At 73.4% G+C, this 20,990-nt stretch carries 4 protein-coding genes; all 4 read left to right on the top strand.

Annotated elements, in window-relative coordinates; translation table 11 throughout:
• Positions 1-29: 29 nt before the first annotated feature.
• The 4 genes from O1Q96_RS31300 to O1Q96_RS31285 are packed head-to-tail and all read left to right on the top strand — an operon-like array spanning position 30 to position 20,965.
• Positions 30-18,908 carry an amino acid adenylation domain-containing protein gene (locus O1Q96_RS31300; RefSeq protein WP_483409983.1) on the top strand — a complete coding sequence of 6,293 codons (18,879 nt, stop codon included), beginning with the start codon at positions 30-32 and terminating at the stop codon, positions 18,906-18,908.
• Positions 18,909-18,932: 24 nt separating this feature from the next.
• Positions 18,933-19,154, top strand: coding sequence for an MbtH family protein (locus O1Q96_RS31295; protein WP_269251355.1), 222 nt, complete (start codon positions 18,933-18,935; stop codon positions 19,152-19,154).
• A gap of 9 nt (positions 19,155-19,163) precedes the next feature.
• Positions 19,164-20,738 (top strand): amidohydrolase, encoded by a 1,575-nt coding sequence (locus O1Q96_RS31290; RefSeq protein ID WP_269251354.1) that lies wholly within the window; start codon positions 19,164-19,166, stop codon positions 20,736-20,738.
• Positions 20,735-20,965: a hypothetical protein gene (locus tag O1Q96_RS31285; RefSeq protein WP_269251353.1), complete on the top strand. Its 231-nt coding sequence runs from the start codon at positions 20,735-20,737 to the stop codon at positions 20,963-20,965. The genes O1Q96_RS31290 and O1Q96_RS31285 overlap by 4 nt, the downstream gene beginning before the upstream one ends.
• The last annotated feature ends 25 nt before the right edge of the window (positions 20,966-20,990 follow it).

Genomic DNA, 20,990 nt, shown 5'->3' with positions numbered 1-20,990 from the left:
GGTCAGCTGTGTCCGGTTTCGAAACGCGTGTGTCCGGCGTCGACGACGGTGATGTGACGGCGTACTGGCATCGACGGCTCGACCCCCTCCCTCAGGAGGCGGTCCTGCCCGTCGACTTCCCGTACCCGCTCACGCCCGGCGGAGAGCCGCGCACGATCAGTCGCACGCTGGGCGTGAGCGCCGACGAGGTCACCCTTCTGTCGGCGTTCGTGGCGCTGCTGCACCGCTACGGCGGCGCGCACGACATCACCGTCGGCCACGGCGGACTGCCGGTCCGGGTGGCTGTCGACGGCGGAACCGGGTTCGCGGAGCTGGTCCGGCGGGTGTCCGAGGCGTGCGCGGAGGCCGAGGCCCACCGGGTCGAACTGGCCACGCTGGCCGCCCGGTTGCGGCCGGAGCCCACCCGTGGCGGTGGCCTGCTGTTCAACACGGCCTTCGGGACGGCGGGCATCGGCGCGTCCGCCGGCGCCCCCGGCACCGCGTCCGAGGGCTCCCTCGACCTCGCGCTCGAGGTCCACGCGGGCGACGTCCGGGTGACGTACCGGCCGGACCTGTTCCGGGACGCGACCGCGCACCGGACGGCGGGCCACTACGCCACGCTGCTGGCCGACGGGCTCGCCCGGCCGCACACCCCGGTCGGTGAACTGGAGCTGCTGGACGCCGAGGAGCGTCACCTCGTCCTGACCGAGTGGAACGACACCGGTCACGACGTCCCCCTGCGGACCTGGCCGGAGATGTTCGCGGACCAGGTCCGCGGGCGGCCCGACGAGGTCGCCCTCGTCTTCGAGGACACCCGGCTGACCTACGCCGAGCTGGACGAACGCGCGGACCGGCTGGCCCACGCACTCGTCGCGCGCGGCGCCGGACCCGAACGCGTGGTGGCCCTGGCGGTGCCCCGCTCGGCCGAACTGATCGTCGCCGAGGTCGCCGTACTGAAGTCCGGCGCCGCCTACCTGCCGGTGGACACCGACTATCCCGCCGACCGCATCTCCTACATGCTGGCCGACGCGCGACCCGCCTGCCTGGTGACCACCGCCGAGGTCGCGGCGGACATCCCGCCCTGCGAGGGCATGGACGTCCTGGTGCTGGACGCGCCCGAGACCGTACGCGAGCTGGCCGGGCGCCGGCCCGGGGCGCCCGCCCTCGGCTCCCTGTCCGTCGGCAACGCCGCCTACGTCATCTACACCTCCGGCTCCACCGGCCGTCCCAAGGGAGTGGTGCTCTCCCACGCGGGCGTCGCCAAGCTGGTCGCCACCCAGACCGAACGCTTCGGGATCGGACCGCACAGCCGGGTCCTCCAGTTCGCCTCGCCGAGCTTCGACGTGGCGTTCTGGGACCTGTGCCTCGGGCTGCTCTCCGGTGGCCGTCTCGTCGTCGTACCGGCCGAACTGCGGGTGCCGGGCGCGCCGCTCGCCGACTACGCCCACGCCAACGGCATCACCTTCATGATCCTCCCGCCGGCGCTGCTCGCCGCGATGCCCGAGGACGTCGAACTGCCGCCCGCGACCCTGCTCGCCGGCACCGAGCGGGTCTCGCCCGAACTGGTCGGGCGGTACGCGCGCGGCCGCATGATGTTCAACGCGTACGGCCCCACCGAGGCGACCACCAACTCCACCCTCGGCCTGTGCGACCCCGACACCCCCGCCGGCACGATCGTGCCGATCGGTGTCCCCGACCCCGGCACCCGGGCCTACGTGCTCGACGCCCGGCTGCGGCCCGTACCGGCCGGCGTCCCGGGCGAGCTGTACCTCGGTGGAGCCGGCCTCGCCCGGGGCTACCTGGGACGGCCCGACCTGACGGCCGAGCGGTTCGTCGCCGACCCGTTCGGCGCGCCCGGCGAACGGCTGTACCGCACCGGCGACCTGGTCCGCTGGAAGGCCGACGGAAGGCTGGAGTTCCTCGGCCGTGCCGACTCCCAGGTGAAGATCCGCGGCTTCCGCATCGAACCCGGCGAGATCGAGTCCGTGCTGCGCGGCCACCCCGGCGTGGAACAGGCTGCGGTCCTGGTCCGGGAGGACCGCCCCGGCGACCGCCGGCTCGCCGCCTACGTGGTCCCCTCGCTGGACGCGGACCAGGACTTCGGCGAGCAGGTCCAGGAGTGGAAGGACCTCCACGAACTGCTCTACGCGGCGGCCGGATCCGAAGGCGGACGGGACGCGGCCGCGGGCCCGGACGACGCTTCGGCGGGCTTCCGCGAGAACTTCGCCGGCTGGAACAGCATGTACGACGGCCTGCCCATCCCCGTGGCGGAGATGCGGGAGTGGCGCGAGGCCACCGTCGCCCGCATCGAGGAGCTCACGCCGCGCCGGGTGCTGGAGATCGGCGTCGGCAGCGGCCTGATCCTCTCCCGGATCGCCCCCGGCTGCGAGACGTACTGGGGCACCGACCTCTCCGAGGAGGCGGTGCGGGCCCTGCGCGCCCAGGTCGACGCGGAGCCGGAGCTGGCCGGCCGGGTACACCTCAGCGCCCGTCCCGCGCACGACACCTCCGGGCTGCCCAGAGCCCACTTCGACACGATCGTCCTCAACTCCGTCGCCCAGTACTTCCCCGGCGCCGACTACCTCACCGACGTGATCGCCGCCGCCGCCGAACTGCTGGCCCCCGGGGGACGGCTGTTCGTCGGAGACGTGCGCAACGCCCGTCTGCTGCGCTGCCTGCGCGCCGCCGTGGAGACGCGCCGCGCCGCCGACGCGGGGGACAAGCAGGCCCTGCGGGCCGCCGTGGAGCGGTCGGTCGCCTGGGAGGGCGAACTGCTGCTGGATCCCGACTACTTCGCGGCCCTCGACGGCTTCGACGCCGACATCCGGGTCAAGCGGGGCGGTCATCACAACGAGCTGACCCGCTACCGCTACGACGTGGTGCTGCGCAAGCGGAACCAGGAGCCCGCACCGGTCGACGGCGACGAGATCACCTGGGCCGACCTGGGCGGCGGCGACGGGTTCACCGGCGCCCAGGGCAGCCTGGACGCCCTCGACGCCCTGCTCGCAGGGCGTCCGGCGCCGCTGCGGGTCACCGGTCTGCCCAACGCCCGCCTCACCGAGGACCTGGCGGCGCTGTCCGCCCTCGACGACAGCAGCCGCACCGCGGCCCCGGCCGACGCGCCGGACCCGGAAGCCCTCCACGCGCTCGCCGCCCGGCACGGCCTCGAGGCGGCCGTCACCTGGAACGGGACCGCCGACGACGGCAGCCTCGACGTGGTGTTCGGCCCCGGCGACGCCGAACTCGCGACGCCGGGCCGGCTGTACCGCCCGTCGGGCACCGTCCCGCCCGCCAACCGGCCCGCGCCCTTCCGTGACGTGAACTCCCTGATGAAGGCGCTGCGTTCGTACGCGGCCGACCGCCTCCCGGAGTACATGGTCCCGTCCGCCGTCGTCCCCCTGGACCGCCTCCCGGTCACCCCCAGCGGCAAACTCGACGGCGCCGCCCTCCCGGTGCCCGACTACGGGGCCCTGAGCTCCGGCCGCCCGCCGCGCGACGCCCGCGAGGAAGTGCTCTGCGCGGCCTACGCCGAAGTGCTCGGCCTGCGCTCCGCGACCATCGACGACGACTTCTTCGCTCTCGGCGGCGACAGCATCACCGCCATCCAACTGCTCATCCACGCCCGCAGGGCCGGACTGCGGCTCAGCTCCCGCGACGTCTTCCGCCACCGCACGGTCGCGGCCCTCGCGGCGGCCGCGGGCGTACGGACCGACGAGGACACCGGCGCGCGCGTCCCCGGCGAGCAGACGCCGCTCGTGCGGCTCACCGACTCCGAACTCGCGGCGCTTCAGAGCGAGTTCCCGGTCACCGTGCAGGAACTGCTGCCGCTGAGCCCGCTCCAGGAGGGCTTCTACTTCCACTCCCTCGTCGACGGCGCGGACCGTGACGCCTATGTGGTCCAGCAGGCCCTCGAACTGTCCGGCCCCGTCGACGCCGAGGCACTGCGCCGGGCCGCCCAGCGTGTCCTGGACCGGCACGCCCCGCTGCGGGCCTGCTTCCGCCCGCTCGCCGACGGCCGCCCCGTACAGATCATCGCCGAGGGGCTGGAACTGCCCTGGCGCGAGGTGGATCTCCCGGCGCAGGGCGGACACGTCACCGAGGACCGCCTGCGGCTCGGCGCCGACGCGGTCGCCGCCGAGGAGCGCGACCGCCGCTTCGACCTGGCCCGGCCACCCCTGATGCGCTGCGCGTTCCTGCGGCTCGGCGAGGACCGCGGCCGACTGCTTCTGACGTTCCATCACAGTGTCGCCGACGGCTGGTCGTTGCCCGTCCTGCACCGCGAACTGATGGCCCTGTACGGCGAGGATCCCACCCCGCTGCCCGAGGTCGCCCCCTACCGCTCGTACCTGCGCGGCCTGGCCGCCGCCGACCGCGACGCCGCTCGCGAGAGCTGGCGCGGCGCGCTCGCCGGGATCGAGGAGCCCACCCGCCTGGTCGAGGCGCCCGCCGACGGCACACCGATCACCCCCGCCCAGGTCCGCGTCGAGCTCTCCGAGCAGGTCACCGCCCGGCTGTCGGCCCGCGCACGCGAACTCGGCGTGACCCTCGGAACGGTCGTCCAGAGCGCCTGGGGTCTGCTGATCGGACGACTGACCGCCCGTCAGGACGTCGTGTTCGGCACAACCGTCTCCGGCCGCGACGCCGAGGTCGAGGGCATCGAGTCCATGGTCGGACTGTTCATCAACACCCTGCCCACCCGCTTCCGCTGGGAGCCCTCGGACACCCTCGCCGAGCTCCTCGGACGACTCCAGGACGAGCAGGCCGCACTGCTGGACCACCAGCACCTCGGTCTCGCCGAGATCCAGCGCGTCGCCAAACTTGCGGGCGGCAGCGAGCTGTTCGACACCCTGGTCGTCTTCGAGAACTACCCGGCCGTCACCGGCCTCGCCGACCCCTCGGGGCAGGTCCGGGTCACGGGCCACGAGTTCCACGACGCCGTCCACTACCCGCTCGCTCTCATCGTCAAGCCGGGCCGCCGCCTCGACCTGCGCCTGAAGCACCACGCCCAGCGCCTCGACGCCGAGGCGGTGCGCCGCATCGCCGACCGCCTCACCCGGATCCTGCACGCCCTGGCCGCGGACCCCGGGCAGCCGGCCGCCGCCCTGGAGCTGCTCTCCGAGGTGGAACTCGCCCACGCCCACCCGGCCGGCGAACACCGGGAGGTCCCCGGAACCACCCTCGCCGCGGCCTTCGACGCCCAGGTCGCCCGTACCCCGCGCGCCACCGCGGTCGTGTTCGAGGGCGAGACCCTCAGCTACACCGAACTCGACGCCCGAGCCGAGGAACTGGCGCGAAGGCTCCGCACGAGGGGCGCCGGTCCCGGCGTCGTCGTCGCGGTCGCCGTACCGCGCTCGGCCGACCTCATGACCGCCCTCCTCGGTGTGCTCAAGTCCGGCGCCGCCTACCTCCCCGTCGACGTGGACTACCCCGCGGACCGGGTGGCCCACATGCTCACCGACTCCGGAGCGACGACGGTCGTCACCACCACCGACACCGCCGGCCGGCTGCCCGAAGTACCCGGCCTGACCCACCTGTTGGTGGACCCGGCGGCCGACGAACCGGCCGGAGCCGCCGGTGCTCCCGGAGCCGCCCCCGTACCGGCAGGTCCCGACGACCCCGCGTACCTGATCTACACCTCCGGCTCCACCGGCCTCCCCAAGGGCGTCGTCGTCACGCACCGCGCCATCGTCAACCGCCTGGCCTGGATGCAGGGCGAGTACCTGCTGGCCGCCGACGACCGGGTGCTGCAGAAGACCCCGGCCAGCTTCGACGTCAGCGTGTGGGAGTTCTTCTGGGCGCTGTGCGAGGGAGCCGCGGTGGTGCTCGCCCGCCCGGACGGACACCGCGACCCGGCCTACCTCGCCGGCCTGATCCGCGAACAGGGCGTCACCACCCTGCACTTCGTGCCGTCGATGCTCGAAGCCTTCCTGCGGTCCGAGGACATCACCGCCGACCCCGCGTGGGCCGCCTCCCTGCGACGCGTCTTCAGCAGCGGCGAGGCACTGCCCGGCGCCGCGTCAGCCCGCTGGCACGAGCTCACCGGGGTCCCGCTGCACAACCTGTACGGCCCCACCGAGGCAGCCGTCGACGTCACCTACCACCGGTTCGACACCTCCGCCGCGCCCGGCACCACCGTGCCCATCGGCCGGCCGGTGTGGAACACGGGCCTGCGCGTCCTGGACTCCTGCCTGCGTCCGGTGCCCGAAGGGGTCCCCGGAGAGCTGTACCTGACGGGAATTCAGCTCGCCCGCGGCTACCACGCCAGGCCGGGACTGACCGCCGAACGGTTCGTCGCCGACCCGTACGGCGGGCCCGGCGAGCGCATGTACCGCACCGGTGACCTCGTACGCCGTCGCGCCGACGGCGTCGTCGAATACCTGGGCCGCACCGACCGCCAGGTCAAGATCCGCGGCAACCGCGTCGAACTCGGCGAGATCGAGGCCGCGTTGGCACGTGAGGCGACCGTCGCGCAGGCCGCCGTCACCGTCACGGGCGGCGCCCTGGTCGCCTACGTGGTCCCCGCCCGCGACGCACACCCCGAGCCCGCCGACCTCCAGGCCGCTCTCGGGGCGTCGCTGCCCGCCCCCATGGTGCCCGCCGCCTATGTGGTCCTGGACGCCCTCCCGCTGACCCCCAGCGGCAAGCTCGACCGGGCCGCGCTGCCCGCCCCGCAGGCGATACGGGCCGAGGCGCGCGCCCCGCGCGACGAGCGTGAACGCGCGCTCACCGAGATCTTCGCCGCGGTGCTGGGGCTCGAAGAGGTCGGCATCGACGACGACTTCTTCATGCTCGGCGGCGACAGCATCACCTCGATCGGTGTCTCCAGCCGTGCACGGCGGGCGGGCCTGGACCTGAACCCCCGTGACGTCTTCGAGCACCGCACGCCCGCGGCCCTGGCCGCCGGGGCCGCCCCGGTCGCCGAGACGCGCGCCCTGCGCTCCGACTTCCGCCTCACCGCCGAGGAGACCGAGCGCGTCCACCGCCTCAGCCCCGGCCCCGTGGACGACATCTGGCCGCTGGCCCCCCTCCAGGAAGGCCTGTTCTTCCACTCCACGTACGACGACAGCGCTCTGGACGTCTACACCGTCCACGAGTCGTTCGACATCGCCACCCCGCTCGACACGGACCGGATGCGCACCGCCGTACGGGTGCTGCTGGACCGCACCCCCAGCCTGCGCGCCGGGTTCACCAGCGAAGGCCTGCGCCAGCCGGTGCAGTTCATCGTCCGCGACCCCGAGATCCCCCTCGAAGAGGTCGACCTGTCCGACCTCCCCACCGAGGAACAGGACGCCCGGCTGCGAAAGTTGACCGAGGCCGAACGCTCCCGCCGCTTCGACCTGACCCGTCCGCTGCTCTTCCGGATACTGGTCGTCCGGCTCGGCGAGGAGCGCGGCGACCGCCTGATCGTCGGACGCCACCTGCTCCTGTGGGACGGCTGGTCCGCGTGGCTCTTCCTCGACCAGCTCTTCGCCCTGTACGCGTCCGGCGGTGACGCGAGCGGCCTGGCCGCACCCGGCTCCTACCGTGACTACCTGACCTGGCTGGAGGTCCAGGACACGGCGGTCGCCACCGCCGCCTGGCGCACCGCCCTCGCCGGACTCGACGAACCCACCCTTCTCGCCGCCACCGACCAGGGCCTGGAACCGGACATCCCGGAGAGCCTCGACGCCTTCCTCCCGGCCGAGGTGGGGACACGGCTGTGGGACATCGGCCGCCGGCACGGGCTGACTCTCAACACCGTGCTCAACGCCGCCTGGGGCCTGACCCTGGCGAGCGCGACCGGCCGCAGCGACGTCGTCTTCGGCACCACCGTCGCCGGCCGGCCGAGCGAGGTGCCGGAGATCGAGAACGTCATCGGCATGTTCCTCAACACCGTCCCCGCCCGCATCGCCTACGACCCGGCCGAACCCGTGCTCGCACTGCTGCGCCGCGTCCAGGACGAACGGCTGGCCGTCATGCCGTACGAGTACCTGGGCCTCGGCGTGCTGCAGGCGGAGACCGGACACCGGCGGCTGTTCGACACCCTCTTCGTGCTGCGCAACAGCGACACCGAGGACCGCCTCGCCGAGCTGAGCGACAAGCACGGGGCCACCGCCGTCGCCAACGTCGACGCGACGCACTACCCCGTCAACCTCGTCGTCACCCCGGGACGCAGCATCCAGGTCACCCTGACCCACCGGGCCGACGTCATCGCGCGCCCGCAGGCCCAGGAACTGCTAGACCGGTTCACGCTGCTCCTGGCACGGCTCACCCACGACCTCGACGCCCCCGTGGGACGCCTCGACCCGCAACTGCCCGCCGAACGGGCCGAGTCGGAGCGCGAGCGGGCCGCCGGACGGGTGCCGGACCCCGAGGACACCATCGCCGACCTGCTGGCGGCGCAGGCAGCCGCCACGCCCGACACCACCGCGCTGGTCTTCGGCGACGAGACCCTCACCTACGCCCAGCTCGACGCTCGCATCAACCGCATGGCACGTCTGCTGCTCGCCCGAGGCGCGGCGCCCGAGCAGGTCGTCGCGCTCGGACTGCCCCGCTCCCTCGACATGGTCGTCGCGCTCTTCGCCGTGCTGCGCACGGGCGCCGCCTATCTGCCGCTGGAGCTGGACTACCCGGACGACCGGCTCGTATCGATGCTCCAGGACGCCCGGCCCGCGCTGCTGCTGTCCACCGAGGCCGTCTCCGCGCGGCTGGCGGCCGCCGACACGCCCCGCGCCCTGCTGGACGACCCGGCCCTCGCGGCCGAACTGGCGGCGCTGCCCGGTCACCTGGAGCGGCAGGTCTTCAGCCTGGAGCACCCGGCCTACGTGATCTACACGTCCGGGTCCACCGGCCGGCCCAAGGGTGTCGTCACGCCGTACCGCGGCCTGACCAACATGCAGCTCAACCACCAGCGGGAGATCTTCGAACCGGCCATCGCCTCGGCCGGCGGACGCGGGCTGCGCATCGCGCACACGGTCTCGTTCGCCTTCGACATGTCCTGGGAGGAGCTGCTGTGGCTCGTCGAGGGCCACGAGGTGCACATCTGCGACGAGGAGCTGCGGCGCGACGCCGATGCCCTGGTCGCCTACTGCGAGACCCACCGCGTCGACGTCATCAACGTGACGCCGACCTACGCCCATCTGCTCATCGAGCAGGGCCTGCTGGAGGGGCACCGGCCGCCGCTGGTGCTGCTCGGCGGCGAGGCCGTGTCGGAGACGGTGTGGAACCGGCTCCGTGACACCGAGGGCACCTACGGCTACAACCTCTACGGGCCGACCGAGTACACGATCAACACCCTCGGCGGCGGCACCCTCGACAGCGCCACACCGACCGTCGGCCGCCCGATCCGCGGGACCCGCGCCCACATCCTGGACGCCTGGCTGCGGCCGGTGCCCGAGGGTGTGCCGGGCGAGCTGTACATCGCGGGCATCGGCCTGGCCCGCGGCTACCTCGACCGGCCGGCCCTGACCGCCGAGCGGTTCGTCGCCGACCCCTTCGGCGAACCCGGTGAGCGCATGTACCGCACCGGCGACCTGGTGCGCCGCCGCCCCGACGGCAACCTCGACTTCCTCGGCCGCACCGACGACCAGGTCAAGATCCGCGGCTACCGCGTGGAGCTGGGCGAGATCGAGACCGCCCTCTCCCGGCACCCGCAGGTGGCGCACGCCGCCGTCGTCGTCCGCGACGACCGCCTCGTCGGCTACGTCGTCCCGGCCCCGCTCACGGGTGACGACCGCGACGGAGCCGAGCGCGAGCAGGTCGGCGAATGGCAGGAGATCTACTCCGACGAGTACGAGGAGATCAGCACCGCCGTCTTCACCGAGGACTACGCCGGCTGGGACTCCTCGTACGACGGGCAGCCCATTCCCTTCGAGGAGATGCGGGAGTGGCGCGAGGCCACCGTCGAGCGGATCCGCTCACTGAAGCCGCGCAGGATCCTGGAGATCGGTGTGGGCTCCGGTCTGCTGCTGTCCAGGCTCGCGCCGGAGGCGGAGGCCTACTGGGCGACCGACTTCGCCGCCCCGGTCATCCGCAAGATCGGCGAGGAGCTGGCCCAGGACCCCGAGCTGGCCGCGCGTGTCACCCTGCGGGCCCAGCCCGCCGACGACCTGACCGGCCTGCCCGCCGACGGCTACTTCGACACCATCGTCATCAACTCCGTCATCCAGTACTTCCCGAGCATCGACTACCTGACGTCGGTGATCGGGGGAGCGATGGAACTCCTGGCGCCGGGCGGTGCGCTGTTCGTCGGTGACGTGCGCAACCTGCGCCTGGCCCGGACGTTCCAGACGGAGATCCAGCAGGCCAGGGGGGTCACGGAGGAGGGTCTTGAGCGGGCCGTCGAACGCGGCCTGCGCCTGGAGAAGGAACTCCTCGTCGACCCCGACTACTTCACCACCCTGGGGCACCGCGTCGACCTGCGCACCAAGCGCGCCCGCCACCACAACGAGCTCACCCGCCACCGCTACGACGCCGTCCTGTACGCGGGTGACGCGGACCTCGACCTCGACCGGGTCCCGTCGGTCGGTTTCGCCGGCGACCTCGACCTGGCGGACCTCGTCCGTGCGGTCACCCCGCTGCGGTTCACCGGCATACCCGACGCCCGCGTCGGAGCCGCCGGGGGAGTGGACCCGGAGACCCTGCACGACCTCGGCGCCGAGCTCGGCTGCCGCGTCCTGACGACCTGGTCCCGCGAACCCGGCACGTACGACGCCGTGTTCGTCGCCGACACGGAAACCGGTACCGGCGTCGGTGCCGGCTCGGACCACGGTCCCGGGCGCACCGCCGGGCTGTACCTGCCGGGCGGCGGCGAGGCTCCGTACGCCAACGAACCCACCGCGGCGCGCGGCGCGAACAGCCTGGTCCGGCGCCTGCGCGACGACCTCCTGCAGCACCTGCCCGACTACATGGTCCCGGCCGCGTTCGTCACCCTCGACCGGCTGCCCATGAACGACAACGGCAAGCTGGACGTGCGGGCCCTGCCCGACGCCGAGCCGGTCGTCGCCCTCGGCAGCGGACGCGGTCCGCGCACCCCGGAGGAGGAGGTGCTCTGCAGGCTCTTCGCCGAGGTACTGGGCCTGCCCGAAGTCGGCGCGGAGGACGGCTTCTTCGACCTGGGCGGCCACTCCCTGCTCGCCACCCGGCTGATCAGCCGGGCCCGCACCGAGCTGGGCGCCGAGCTGGCGATCCGCGACCTCTTCGAGGCGCCCACACCGGAACTGCTCGCCGCCCGGGCCGACACCGGACGGCCCGCCCGCCCCGCCGTCGCCCCTGCCGACCGCAGGCCCGAGCGCATCCCGCTCTCGGCGGCCCAGCGTCGGCTGTGGCTGGTGGAGCAGATCACCGGCAGCGGCGTCGCGTACAACTTCCCGCTCGTCTTCCGGCTGCGCGGCGATCTCGACCTCGACGCGCTCCGGGCCGCCCTGCGGGACGTCTCAGGCCGGCACGAGGCCCTGCGCACGGTGTTCCGTACACACGACGGCGAGCCGTACCAGCACATCGTCCCGGCGGCCGAGGCGGAACCCGGTCTCGCCGTGACGGACTGCGCCGAGGAAGCCCTGGACACCCTGATCGAGACGGCCCAGCGCCGCCCCTTCGACCTCGACCGTGAACTCCCGCTGCGCTGCGAGGTGTTCCGCGTCGGACCGACCGACCACGTGGTCGCCGTGGTGCTGCACCACATCACCACCGACGAATGGTCCGACCGGCCGTTCCTCGCCGACCTGAACCGCGCGTACGCGGCGCGGGCGGCGGGTGAGGAGCCCGGCTGGGCACCGCTGCCGGTGCAGTACGCCGACTACACGCTGTGGCAGGACGCCCTCCTCGACCAGGTCGGCGAGCAGCAACTCGCCTACTGGTCCGAGGCGTTGCGGGACCTTCCCGAGGAACTGCCGCTGCCGCTCGACCGCCCCCGCCCGGACGCGCCGACCGGACAGGGCGGCAAGGTACGCCTCGAACTGCCCGCCGGCACCGGCCGGGCGCTCCGCGAGCTGTCCGCCGACACCGGCACCAGCATGTTCATGCTGTTCCAGGCCGCCACCGCGGCTCTCCTGCACCGGCTCGGCTCGGGTGACGACATCCCGCTCGGCGCGCCCATCGCGGGCCGCACGGACGACGCGCTCGACGAACTGGTCGGTTTCTTCGTCAACACCCTCGTCCTGCGCACCGACCTGAGCGGTGAGCCCACCTTCCGTGAACTCCTCGGCCGCGTACGGGAATCGGCTCTGGAGGCGTTCGAGCACCAGGACCTGCCCTTCGACCAGGTGGTGGAGGCCCTCAACCCGGCGCGGGTGGCCGGCCGCAACCCGCTCTTCCAGGTCATGCTCGGCTACCACTACCGGCCGGACGGCGACCCCGACGTGTTCGGCATGCCCACCGAGTGGTTCGACATGGACACCGGCAGGGCCAAGTTCGACCTGCACTTCACCTTCGTGGACGAGGCGGACCGCCTGGTCCTGCTCCTCGACTACGCGGCCGACCTGTGCGACGAACGGACGGCGCGAGGCCTCGCCGGACGCCTGGTCCGCGTACTGGAACAGGCGTCGACCGAACCGGACGCTCCTGTACGGGAGGTGGACGTCCTTGAGGAGTCCGAGCGGACTCTCGTGCTCGCCGACTGGAACGACACGGCCCACGAGACGGCCCCGGCCACCCTCCCCGAGCTGTTCCGCGCCCAGGTGGGCCGTACGCCCGACGCGCCGGCTCTGTTCTTCGGCGAGGAGCGGCTGACCTACGCGCAGCTGGACGCACGCGTCGAGCACACCGCGCGGGTGCTGGCCGGGATGGGCGTGGCCCCTGAAACGACGGTGGCCGTGGCGCTGCCGCGCTCGGCCGACCTGGTGGTGGCCCTGCTGGCGGTGCACCGCGCGGGCGGCGCCTACCTCCCGCTGGACGCCGACTACCCGGCGGAGCGCCTGGAGTTCATGCTGGAGGACGCCCGACCGGTGTGCGTGATCCGGGACGCCCTTCCGGACGGCGAAGAGGGACGGCTCCCGCGCACGTACGACCCGTCGAACCCGGCCTACGTGATCTACACCTCCGGCTCGACCGGCCGCCCCAAGGGTGTCGTCGTGCCGCACGCGGGCATCGCCAACCGCCTGCTGTGGATGCAGGACGCGTACGGCCTCACCGGCGAGGACCGGGTGCTGCAGAAGACCCCGTCCAGCTTCGACGTGTCCGTGTGGGAGTTCTTCTGGCCGCTGATCACCGGAGCGGCCCTGGTGGTCGCGCGGCCGGAGGGCCACAAGGACCCCCGCTACCTCGCCGAACTGATCCAGCGGCAGGCCGTCACCACCGCGCACTTCGTACCCTCGATGCTCCAGCTGTTCCTGGAGGAACCGGCAGCCGCCGGGTGCACCGGCCTGCGCCGGGTGATGTGCAGCGGAGAGGCCCTCCCGGCCGCGCTCGCGGGCCGCTTCCACCGGACGCTGGCCGGCGTCGCACTGCACAACCTGTACGGGCCGACGGAGGCGTCCGTCGACGTGACCGCCGTCCAGGTGCGCCCCGGCGCCACGTCCGTGCCCATCGGACGCCCGGTGTGGAACACCCGCGTCTACGTGCTGGACTCCGCACTGCGGCCGGTACCCCCGGGCGTGCAGGGCGAGTTGTACCTCGCGGGCGCCCAGCTCGCGCGCGGCTATCTCGACCGCGCCGCCCTGACCGCCGAGCGGTTCGTCGCCGACCCGTTCGGTGAACCCGGTGAGCGCATGTACCGCACGGGCGACCTCGCCCGCTGGACGTCCGACGGCACGGTCGAGTACCTGGGCCGGACCGACGACCAGGTCAAGATCCGCGGCTTCCGGGTCGAACTCGGCGAGATCGAGGCCGTACTCGCACGCCACGCGAGCGTCGCCCACGCCGTCGTCGTCCCGCACGGCCAGCGGCTCGTGGCCTACGTGGTCCCGGCCGCGGGACACGTCACCGACCGTGCCGTCCTGCGCGGCCACACCGCCGTCGAGCTGCCCGAGCACATGGTCCCCGCGGCGTTCGTGGCGCTGGACGCCCTGCCGCTCACCCCCAACGGCAAGCTCGACCGCAGGTCACTGCCCGCACCCGACTTCGCCGCCGAGACCACCCAGTCCCTGCCGCGCACGCCGCGCGAGGAGATCCTCTGCGGTCTGTTCGCCGACGTCCTCGGACTGGAACGGGTCGGTCTCCACGACGACTTCTTCGCCCTCGGCGGTCACTCCCTGGTGGCCATGCGCCTGGCCGGCCGCGTCCGGGCGGTGCTCGGCGCGGAGGTGTCGCTGCGCACGGTCTTCGAGGCGCCGACGGTCGCCCGCCTCGCCGAGGCCCTCAGGGACGGGAGCGGCACCGCGCTGCCCGTCCTCGCGCCCGCGGACCGGCCGGAGCGGCTCCCCCTCTCCTTCGCCCAGCAGCGGCTGTGGGTGCTGTACCGGGTCGAGGGTCCCAGTCCCACGTACAACATCCCGCTCGCCTGGCGGCTCACCGGACGGCTCGACGCCGACGCGCTGCAACTCGCCGTCGACGACCTGGTCGCCCGCCACGAACCGCTGCGCACCGTCTTCCCGGAGGAGGACGGGCGTGCGTACCAGCTGATCCTGGACCCGGCACGGGCCGGCATCGAGGTGCGGACCGCCACCGCCGGTGACGAGGGCGAACTGGCCGACCGGCTGGCCGAGGCGGCCGGGTACGGCTTCGAGCTGGACCGGGAAGCACCGCTGCGCGTACACCTCTTCCGCACCGCCGAGGACGAGCACGTCCTGCTGCTCGTGCTCCACCACATCGCGGGCGACGAGTGGTCCGACCGACCGCTCACCCGCGACCTGTCCGCCGCCTACGAGGCGCGTGCGGCGGGCCGGGCACCGGAGCGGGCACCACTGCCGGTCCAGTACGCCGACTACAGCCTGTGGCAGCGTGCGGTGCTCGGCGACGAGAAGGACCCGCAGAGCCTCGCCTTCCGTCAACTCGCCTTCTGGAAGGAGACGTTGGAGGGGCTGCCGGAGGAGCTCGGGCTGCCCGTCGACCGGCCGCGCCCGCTGGAGGCCACCTACCGGGGCGGCGCGGTCGACCTGGCCCTGGACCCGGAACTGACGGCGCGGCTGCGTGAGCTGGCCCGGTCGGGCAACGTCAGCATGTTCATGATCGTCCAGGCGGCGGTGGCGGCACTGCTCACCCGGCTGGGCGCCGGCACGGACATCCCGCTCGGCAGCCCGATCGCCGGGCGCACCGAAGAGGTGCTGGAGGACCTGGTCGGGTTCTTCCTCAACACCCTGGTGCTGCGCACCGACACCTCGGGCGACCCCGCGTTCCGTGAACTGCTCGCCCGGGTGCGGGAGACCGACCTGGCCGCCTTCGACCACCAGGACGTGCCGTTCGAGCGGGTGGTGGACGTGCTCAGCCCCGCCCGTTCGCTGTCCCGGCACCCGCTGTTCCAGGTCATGGTCGTCTACCTCGCCGCGGGCGGCGACGGGGACGTCCTCGCCGGGCTCGGGTCGCGACGGGAGGACGTCGGCGCGACCGGCGCCAAGTTCGACCTCTCCTTCGACTTCGTGGAACGGGACGGCGGCGACGGCGTCGACGGTGTCCTGGAGTACAGCACCGACCTCTTCGACCACGCGAGCGCCGAGGCGATCGCCGAACGGCTCGTCCGGCTGCTGCGGGCCGTGACCGACGCCCCCGACACCCCGATCAGCCGCATCGACATCCTCGGTGACGCGGAGCGCCGGCGGATCCTCACCGAGTGGAACGCCCGCCCCCTGCTCGCCGAACCGACCACCGTGCCGGCTCTCTTCGAACGGCAGGCCGCGCTCTCACCGGACGCGCCCGCCATCGCCTCCGACGGCATCGAGCTGACGTTCGCCCAGCTCAACGCCGAGGCCAACCGGCTCGCCCGGCTGCTCGTCGCACAGGGCGCAGGCCCGGAGCGGCTCGTGGCGCTGGCCCTGCCCCGCACCGCCCGCACCCTGCTGGCCATCCTGGCGGTGCACAAGGCGGGCGCCGCCTACCTGCCTCTCGACCCGGACGCCCCGGCCGGCCACCTGCGCGACACGCTGGAGGACGCCCGCCCGGTCCTGACGCTCACCACACGGCAGATCGCGCCGCTGCTCCCGGCGGACGGACCCCCGGTCCTGGAACTGGACGCACCGGGAACGTGCGACCAGCTCGCCGGGCAGGCCGCCACGGACCTGGCCGACACCGACCGCATCGCGCCGCTGACCCCGCGCCACCCGGCGTACGTCATCTACACCTCCGGCTCCACCGGCCGCCCCAAGGGTGTCGTCGTCACCCACGAGTCGGTCGGCCACCTCTTCCACAGCCACCGCGAGACGCTGTACGCGCCCGCCAAGGCGGCCACCGGCCGGACCCATCTGCGGGCCGGACACGCCTGGGCGTTCTCCTTCGACGCCTCCTGGCAGCCGCAGCTGTGGCTGCTGGACGGCCACTGCGTCCACGTCGTCTCCGACGACACCCGCCGCGACCCGGACCTCCTCTCCGCGGCCGTCGTCGAGCACGGCTTCGACTTCCTGGAGGTCACGCCGTCGTTCTTCGCGCAGATGGCCGGGACGGGCCTCGTCCGGGACGACGGCAGCTGCCCCCTCGCGGTCGTCGGCGTCGGCGGCGAGGCAGTGCCGGGCGCCCTGTGGGACCGGCTCGGACGGCTGAACGGCACCGAGGCGTTCAACCTGTACGGGCCCACCGAGTCCACCGTCGACGCGCTCGTGGCCCGGGTCCGCGACAGCGACCGGCCGCTCGTCGGCCGCCCGGTCGCGGGCACCCGGGCGTACGTCCTGGACGGCAGACTGCAACCCGTACCGCCCGGCGTGACGGGCGAGCTGTACCTGGCAGGCGGCGGGCTCGCACGCGGCTACCTGGGCCGTCCCGCCCTCACGGCCGAGCGGTTCGTCGCCGACCCGTTCGGCGGGCCGGGCTCCCGGCTCTACCGCACCGGCGACCTCGCCCGCTGGACCGCCGACGGGTACCTCGACTACCTGGGCCGGGCCGACGACCAGGTCAAGATCCGCGGCTTCCGCATCGAACCCGGCGAGATCGAGTCCGTGCTGGCCGCCCACCCGGACGTCGCCCAGAGCGTGGTGACGGTCCGTCAGGACGGCGCGCGCAAACTGCTCGTGGCGTACGCGGTCCCCGTGGCCGGGGCGCTGCCCGACCCCGGACGGCTGCGTGCCCACGTCGGCGCGCACCTGCCCGACCACATGGTCCCGGCCGCCGTGGTCCTCCTGGACCGGCTCCCCGAGCTCGCCAACGGCAAGCTGGACCGGGCCGCCCTGCCCGCGCCGGACTTCTCCGCGCTCTCCACCGGCCGGGCTCCCGGCACCGAGCTGGAGAAGACGCTGTGCGCCGTGTTCGCCGACGTGCTCGGTCTCGACGAGGTCGGCGTCGACGACGACTTCTTCACCCTCGGCGGCGACAGCATCATGGCGATGCAACTCGTCAGCAGGGCCCGCGCGGCGGACGTGCGGATCACGCCGCGCCTGGTGCTCCGGCACCGTACGGTCGCCTCTCTCGCGGAAGTGGCGACCACTGCCGGGGCCGCCGGTGCCCGTCCCGCGGACGAGGGCACCGGCATCGTGCCGCTGACCCCGGTCATGCACTGGCTGCGCGAACTGGGCGGCGCGTTCAAGGGCTACCACCAGGCGGCCCTGGTCCAGACGCCCGCCGCGCTGGACCGGCCGAAGCTCACGGCCGTACTGCGGGCCCTCGCGGACCGGCACGCCATGCTCCGCGGCACACTGGTCCGCTCCGGCGCCGACGACTGGACCATAGCGGTGCCGCCCGCCGGCGCCGTGGACACCGGGACCTGGATCGAGCGGGTCGACGTCCGCGGACTGGACGCCGAGGCGCTGCGGACGGCCGTCGCGGACGGCGCCCACGCCGCCCGCGCGGCGCTCGACCCCGACGCCGGTGTCATGGTCAGGGCCGTGTGGTTCGACGCGGGCACCGAGCCCGGGAGGCTGCTCCTGATGGCGCACCACCTGGTGACCGACGGCGTGTCCTGGCGGATCCTGCTGCCCGACCTGGAGACCGCCTGGCGGGCCGTCGAGGCGGGGCGCCCGGCGGAGCTGTCGCCGGTCGACACGTCCTTCCGCACCTGGGCGCGCAAGCTCGAGGAGCTGGCCCAGGACCCCGCCCGGGAAGCCGAACTGCCCTACTGGACCGGCGTGCTGGAAGGCGCCACGCCCCTGCCGCTGAAGAGCCCGCTCGACCCGGTCCGCGACACCGTCGGCACCGTACGGCGGCTGGAGCTGCGCCTGCCTGCCGAGCACACGGGACCGCTGCTGTCCGCGGTGCCCTCCGCCTTCACCGCCCACGTCAACGACATCCTGCTCACCGGCCTCGGACTCGCCGTGGCCGACTGGCGGCGGCGTCACGACGGCGGTTCCGGGGGGCCGGTCCTGGTCGACCTGGAGAGCCACGGGCGCGACGAGGAGGTGGCCGCGGACGTCGATCTGTCCCGTACGGTCGGCTGGTTCACCAGCATCTTCCCCGTCCTCCTGGACCCCGGCCCCGTCGACCTGGACGCGGCGCTGGAGGGCGGCCCGGCCGTCGAGGAGGCGCTCGACCGGACACGGCGGCACCTCGCCTCGCTGCCCGCGGGCGGCGTCGGCTACGGCATGCTCCGCCACCTCAACCCCCGTACGGCACCGGTCCTCGCGGGCTTCGAGGCGCCGCCGATCGAGTTCAACTACCTCGGCCGCTTCGGCATCCCCGAGGCCACGGACTGGTCGTACGCCCCCGAGGAGGACGTCTCGGACATCGGCGCCGAGCCGGACATGCGGGAAGGGCACGCGCTGGGCATCAACGCCGTGACCGAGGACCGCGCCGACGGACCGGTCCTGGCCGCCCACTGGTCCTGGCCGGATGCGGTCCTGGACGAGGAGGCGGTCCGCGACCTGGCGGAGACCTGGTTCCGCGCACTGAAGGCCCTGGTCGCCCGCGCGGCATCCCGCGAACAGCACGACCCCCGCTGAGAAAAGGAAAGTTGGAGGAACGTCATGAGCACCAACCCGTTCGAGAACCCCGAAGGCACCTACTCCGTGCTCGTCAACGACGAGGGCCAGCACAGCCTGTGGCCCGACTTCGTGGACGTGCCGGCCGGCTGGACCGTCGCGCACGGCCCGGCACCCCGCCAGGAGTGCCTGGACCACATCGAGACCAACTGGACCGACATGCGCCCCAAGAGCCTGGTGGACCGGATGGCGGAACAGAGCGGCTGAGAACCCCCGATGCTCTCCACGAGACTGACCAACGCGCACATCCTCACCATGGACCCGGACCGTCCGGTCGCCCGGGAACTGGGCATCTGGCGGGGCCGGATCGTGGGCCTGGACGAGGAGGTCGCCGGGCTGCCCGCCCGCCGGGTGGTCGACCTGCAGGGCGCCACCGTGCTGCCCGGCTTCATCGACAGCCATGTGCACCTGGCCTGGACCGGACTCAGGGCGGGCACACCGACCGTGGCGCCCTGCACGTCGGTCGACGACGTCCTGGCCGCCGTGGCAGCGGCGGCGGCGCGCACACCGGAGGGCGCCTGGACGCAGCTCGCCGGGTACGACCAGCGAGGCCTCGGCCGTCATCTGACCGCCGCCGAGCTGGACAAGGTCAGCGCGGGGCGCAAGGTGTTCCTGATGCACGACTCCGGGCACGGCTGCATGGTCAACACGGCCGTCCTAGACCTGCTGCCCGCCGAACTGGCGCGTGGGGAGGGCTTTCTCGCCGAGGGCGCCATGGGGGCCGCGCGGGCACTGCGACTGCCGTACTCCCAGCAGGAGCTGGCGGACGCGATCGGACGGGCAGCACGTACCTGTCTGGCCGAAGGCGTGACGGCCTGCGCCGAGGCCGGCATCGGCGGCGTCATGTTCGGGCACAGCCCGGTCGAGCTCGGCGCGTACCAACTCGCCCAGGAACAGGGCCGGTTGCCCCTGCGCGTGCAGCTCATGGTGTCCGCGGACCGGCTGCGCCCGGTCGGTGCGCACCAGGACGACGGCATCCCCCGGGCCCTCGACCTCGGCCTGCGGACGGGGTTCGGCGACGACCGGCTCTCGGTCGGCGCGCTGAAGATCTACACCGACGGCGGCATGATGGCCCGTACCGCCGCACTGAGCCGTCCCTACGAAGGGCTCGACCACGCGGGCCAGTTGCAGGACGACCCCGAGCTGCTCACGGACACGATCGTCGACGGGCATCTCGCGGGCTGGCAGCTCGCCGTCCACGCCATCGGCGACCGGGTGGCCGACGTGGCCCTGGACGCCCTGGAGCGGGCACAACGCCTCCGTCCGCGGCCGGGCGCCCGGCACCGGATCGAGCATGCGGGCCTCATCCGGCCCGACCAGCTGGACCGCTTCGCGCGACTGGGTGTGGCGGCCGTGATCCAGCCGAACTTCCTGCGGTACTTCGGCGACGACTACGCGGCGATCATGGGTGAGGAGCGCGCACCCTGGCTCTACCGGGGGAGGGGGTTCCTCGATCGCGGCATCACGCTCGTCGGCAGCTCCGACCGGCCCGTCACGGACGGGTCGCCGCTCCGGGCCGTCCAGTTCATGGTCGAGCGGTCCTCCGTCTCGGGGCAGGTCATCGGTCCGGACGAGGGCGTCACGGTGGACGAGGCACTGCGCGCCTACACCGTGGCCGGTGCCTTCGCCTGTCACTGGGAGGACAGCGTGGGAAGCCTCGCGCCGGGCAAGCGTGCCGACCTGGTCGTGCTGGGTGACGACCCGCGGAGCGTCGAGGTCTCGCGCATCGGCGACATCGACGTGGTCGCGACGTTCGTCGACGGCCGGGAGACCGATGGGGGCGCGCTGTGAGCACGCGCACGGACGCCGCCGAGCCGTACGCCCATCTGTGGCGGGGGCCCGGGTACCCGCACCGGTGGGTGCTCTGGGACACCGCGGGGGACGTCCTGGTGTTCGACCGGGACGGGAACCGCCCGGTGGACATCGACGACGACGCCGTGCGGCGCGAGGTCCTGCGCCGGATGCGCGAGGCGGGCGTGCCGGAGAGCGACGACTATCCGGGGCGCCCCTGCGGGTGAACGCCGGTTGGCCCGGCCTTCTCGG

Origin of the sequence: Streptomyces aurantiacus, assembly GCF_027107535.1 — a bacterium.
In the GTDB taxonomy this organism is placed as follows: domain Bacteria; phylum Actinomycetota; class Actinomycetes; order Streptomycetales; family Streptomycetaceae; genus Streptomyces.
The sequence above is the reverse complement of the archived record's forward strand: the minus strand, read 5'-3'. Positions and strand labels throughout refer to the sequence as shown.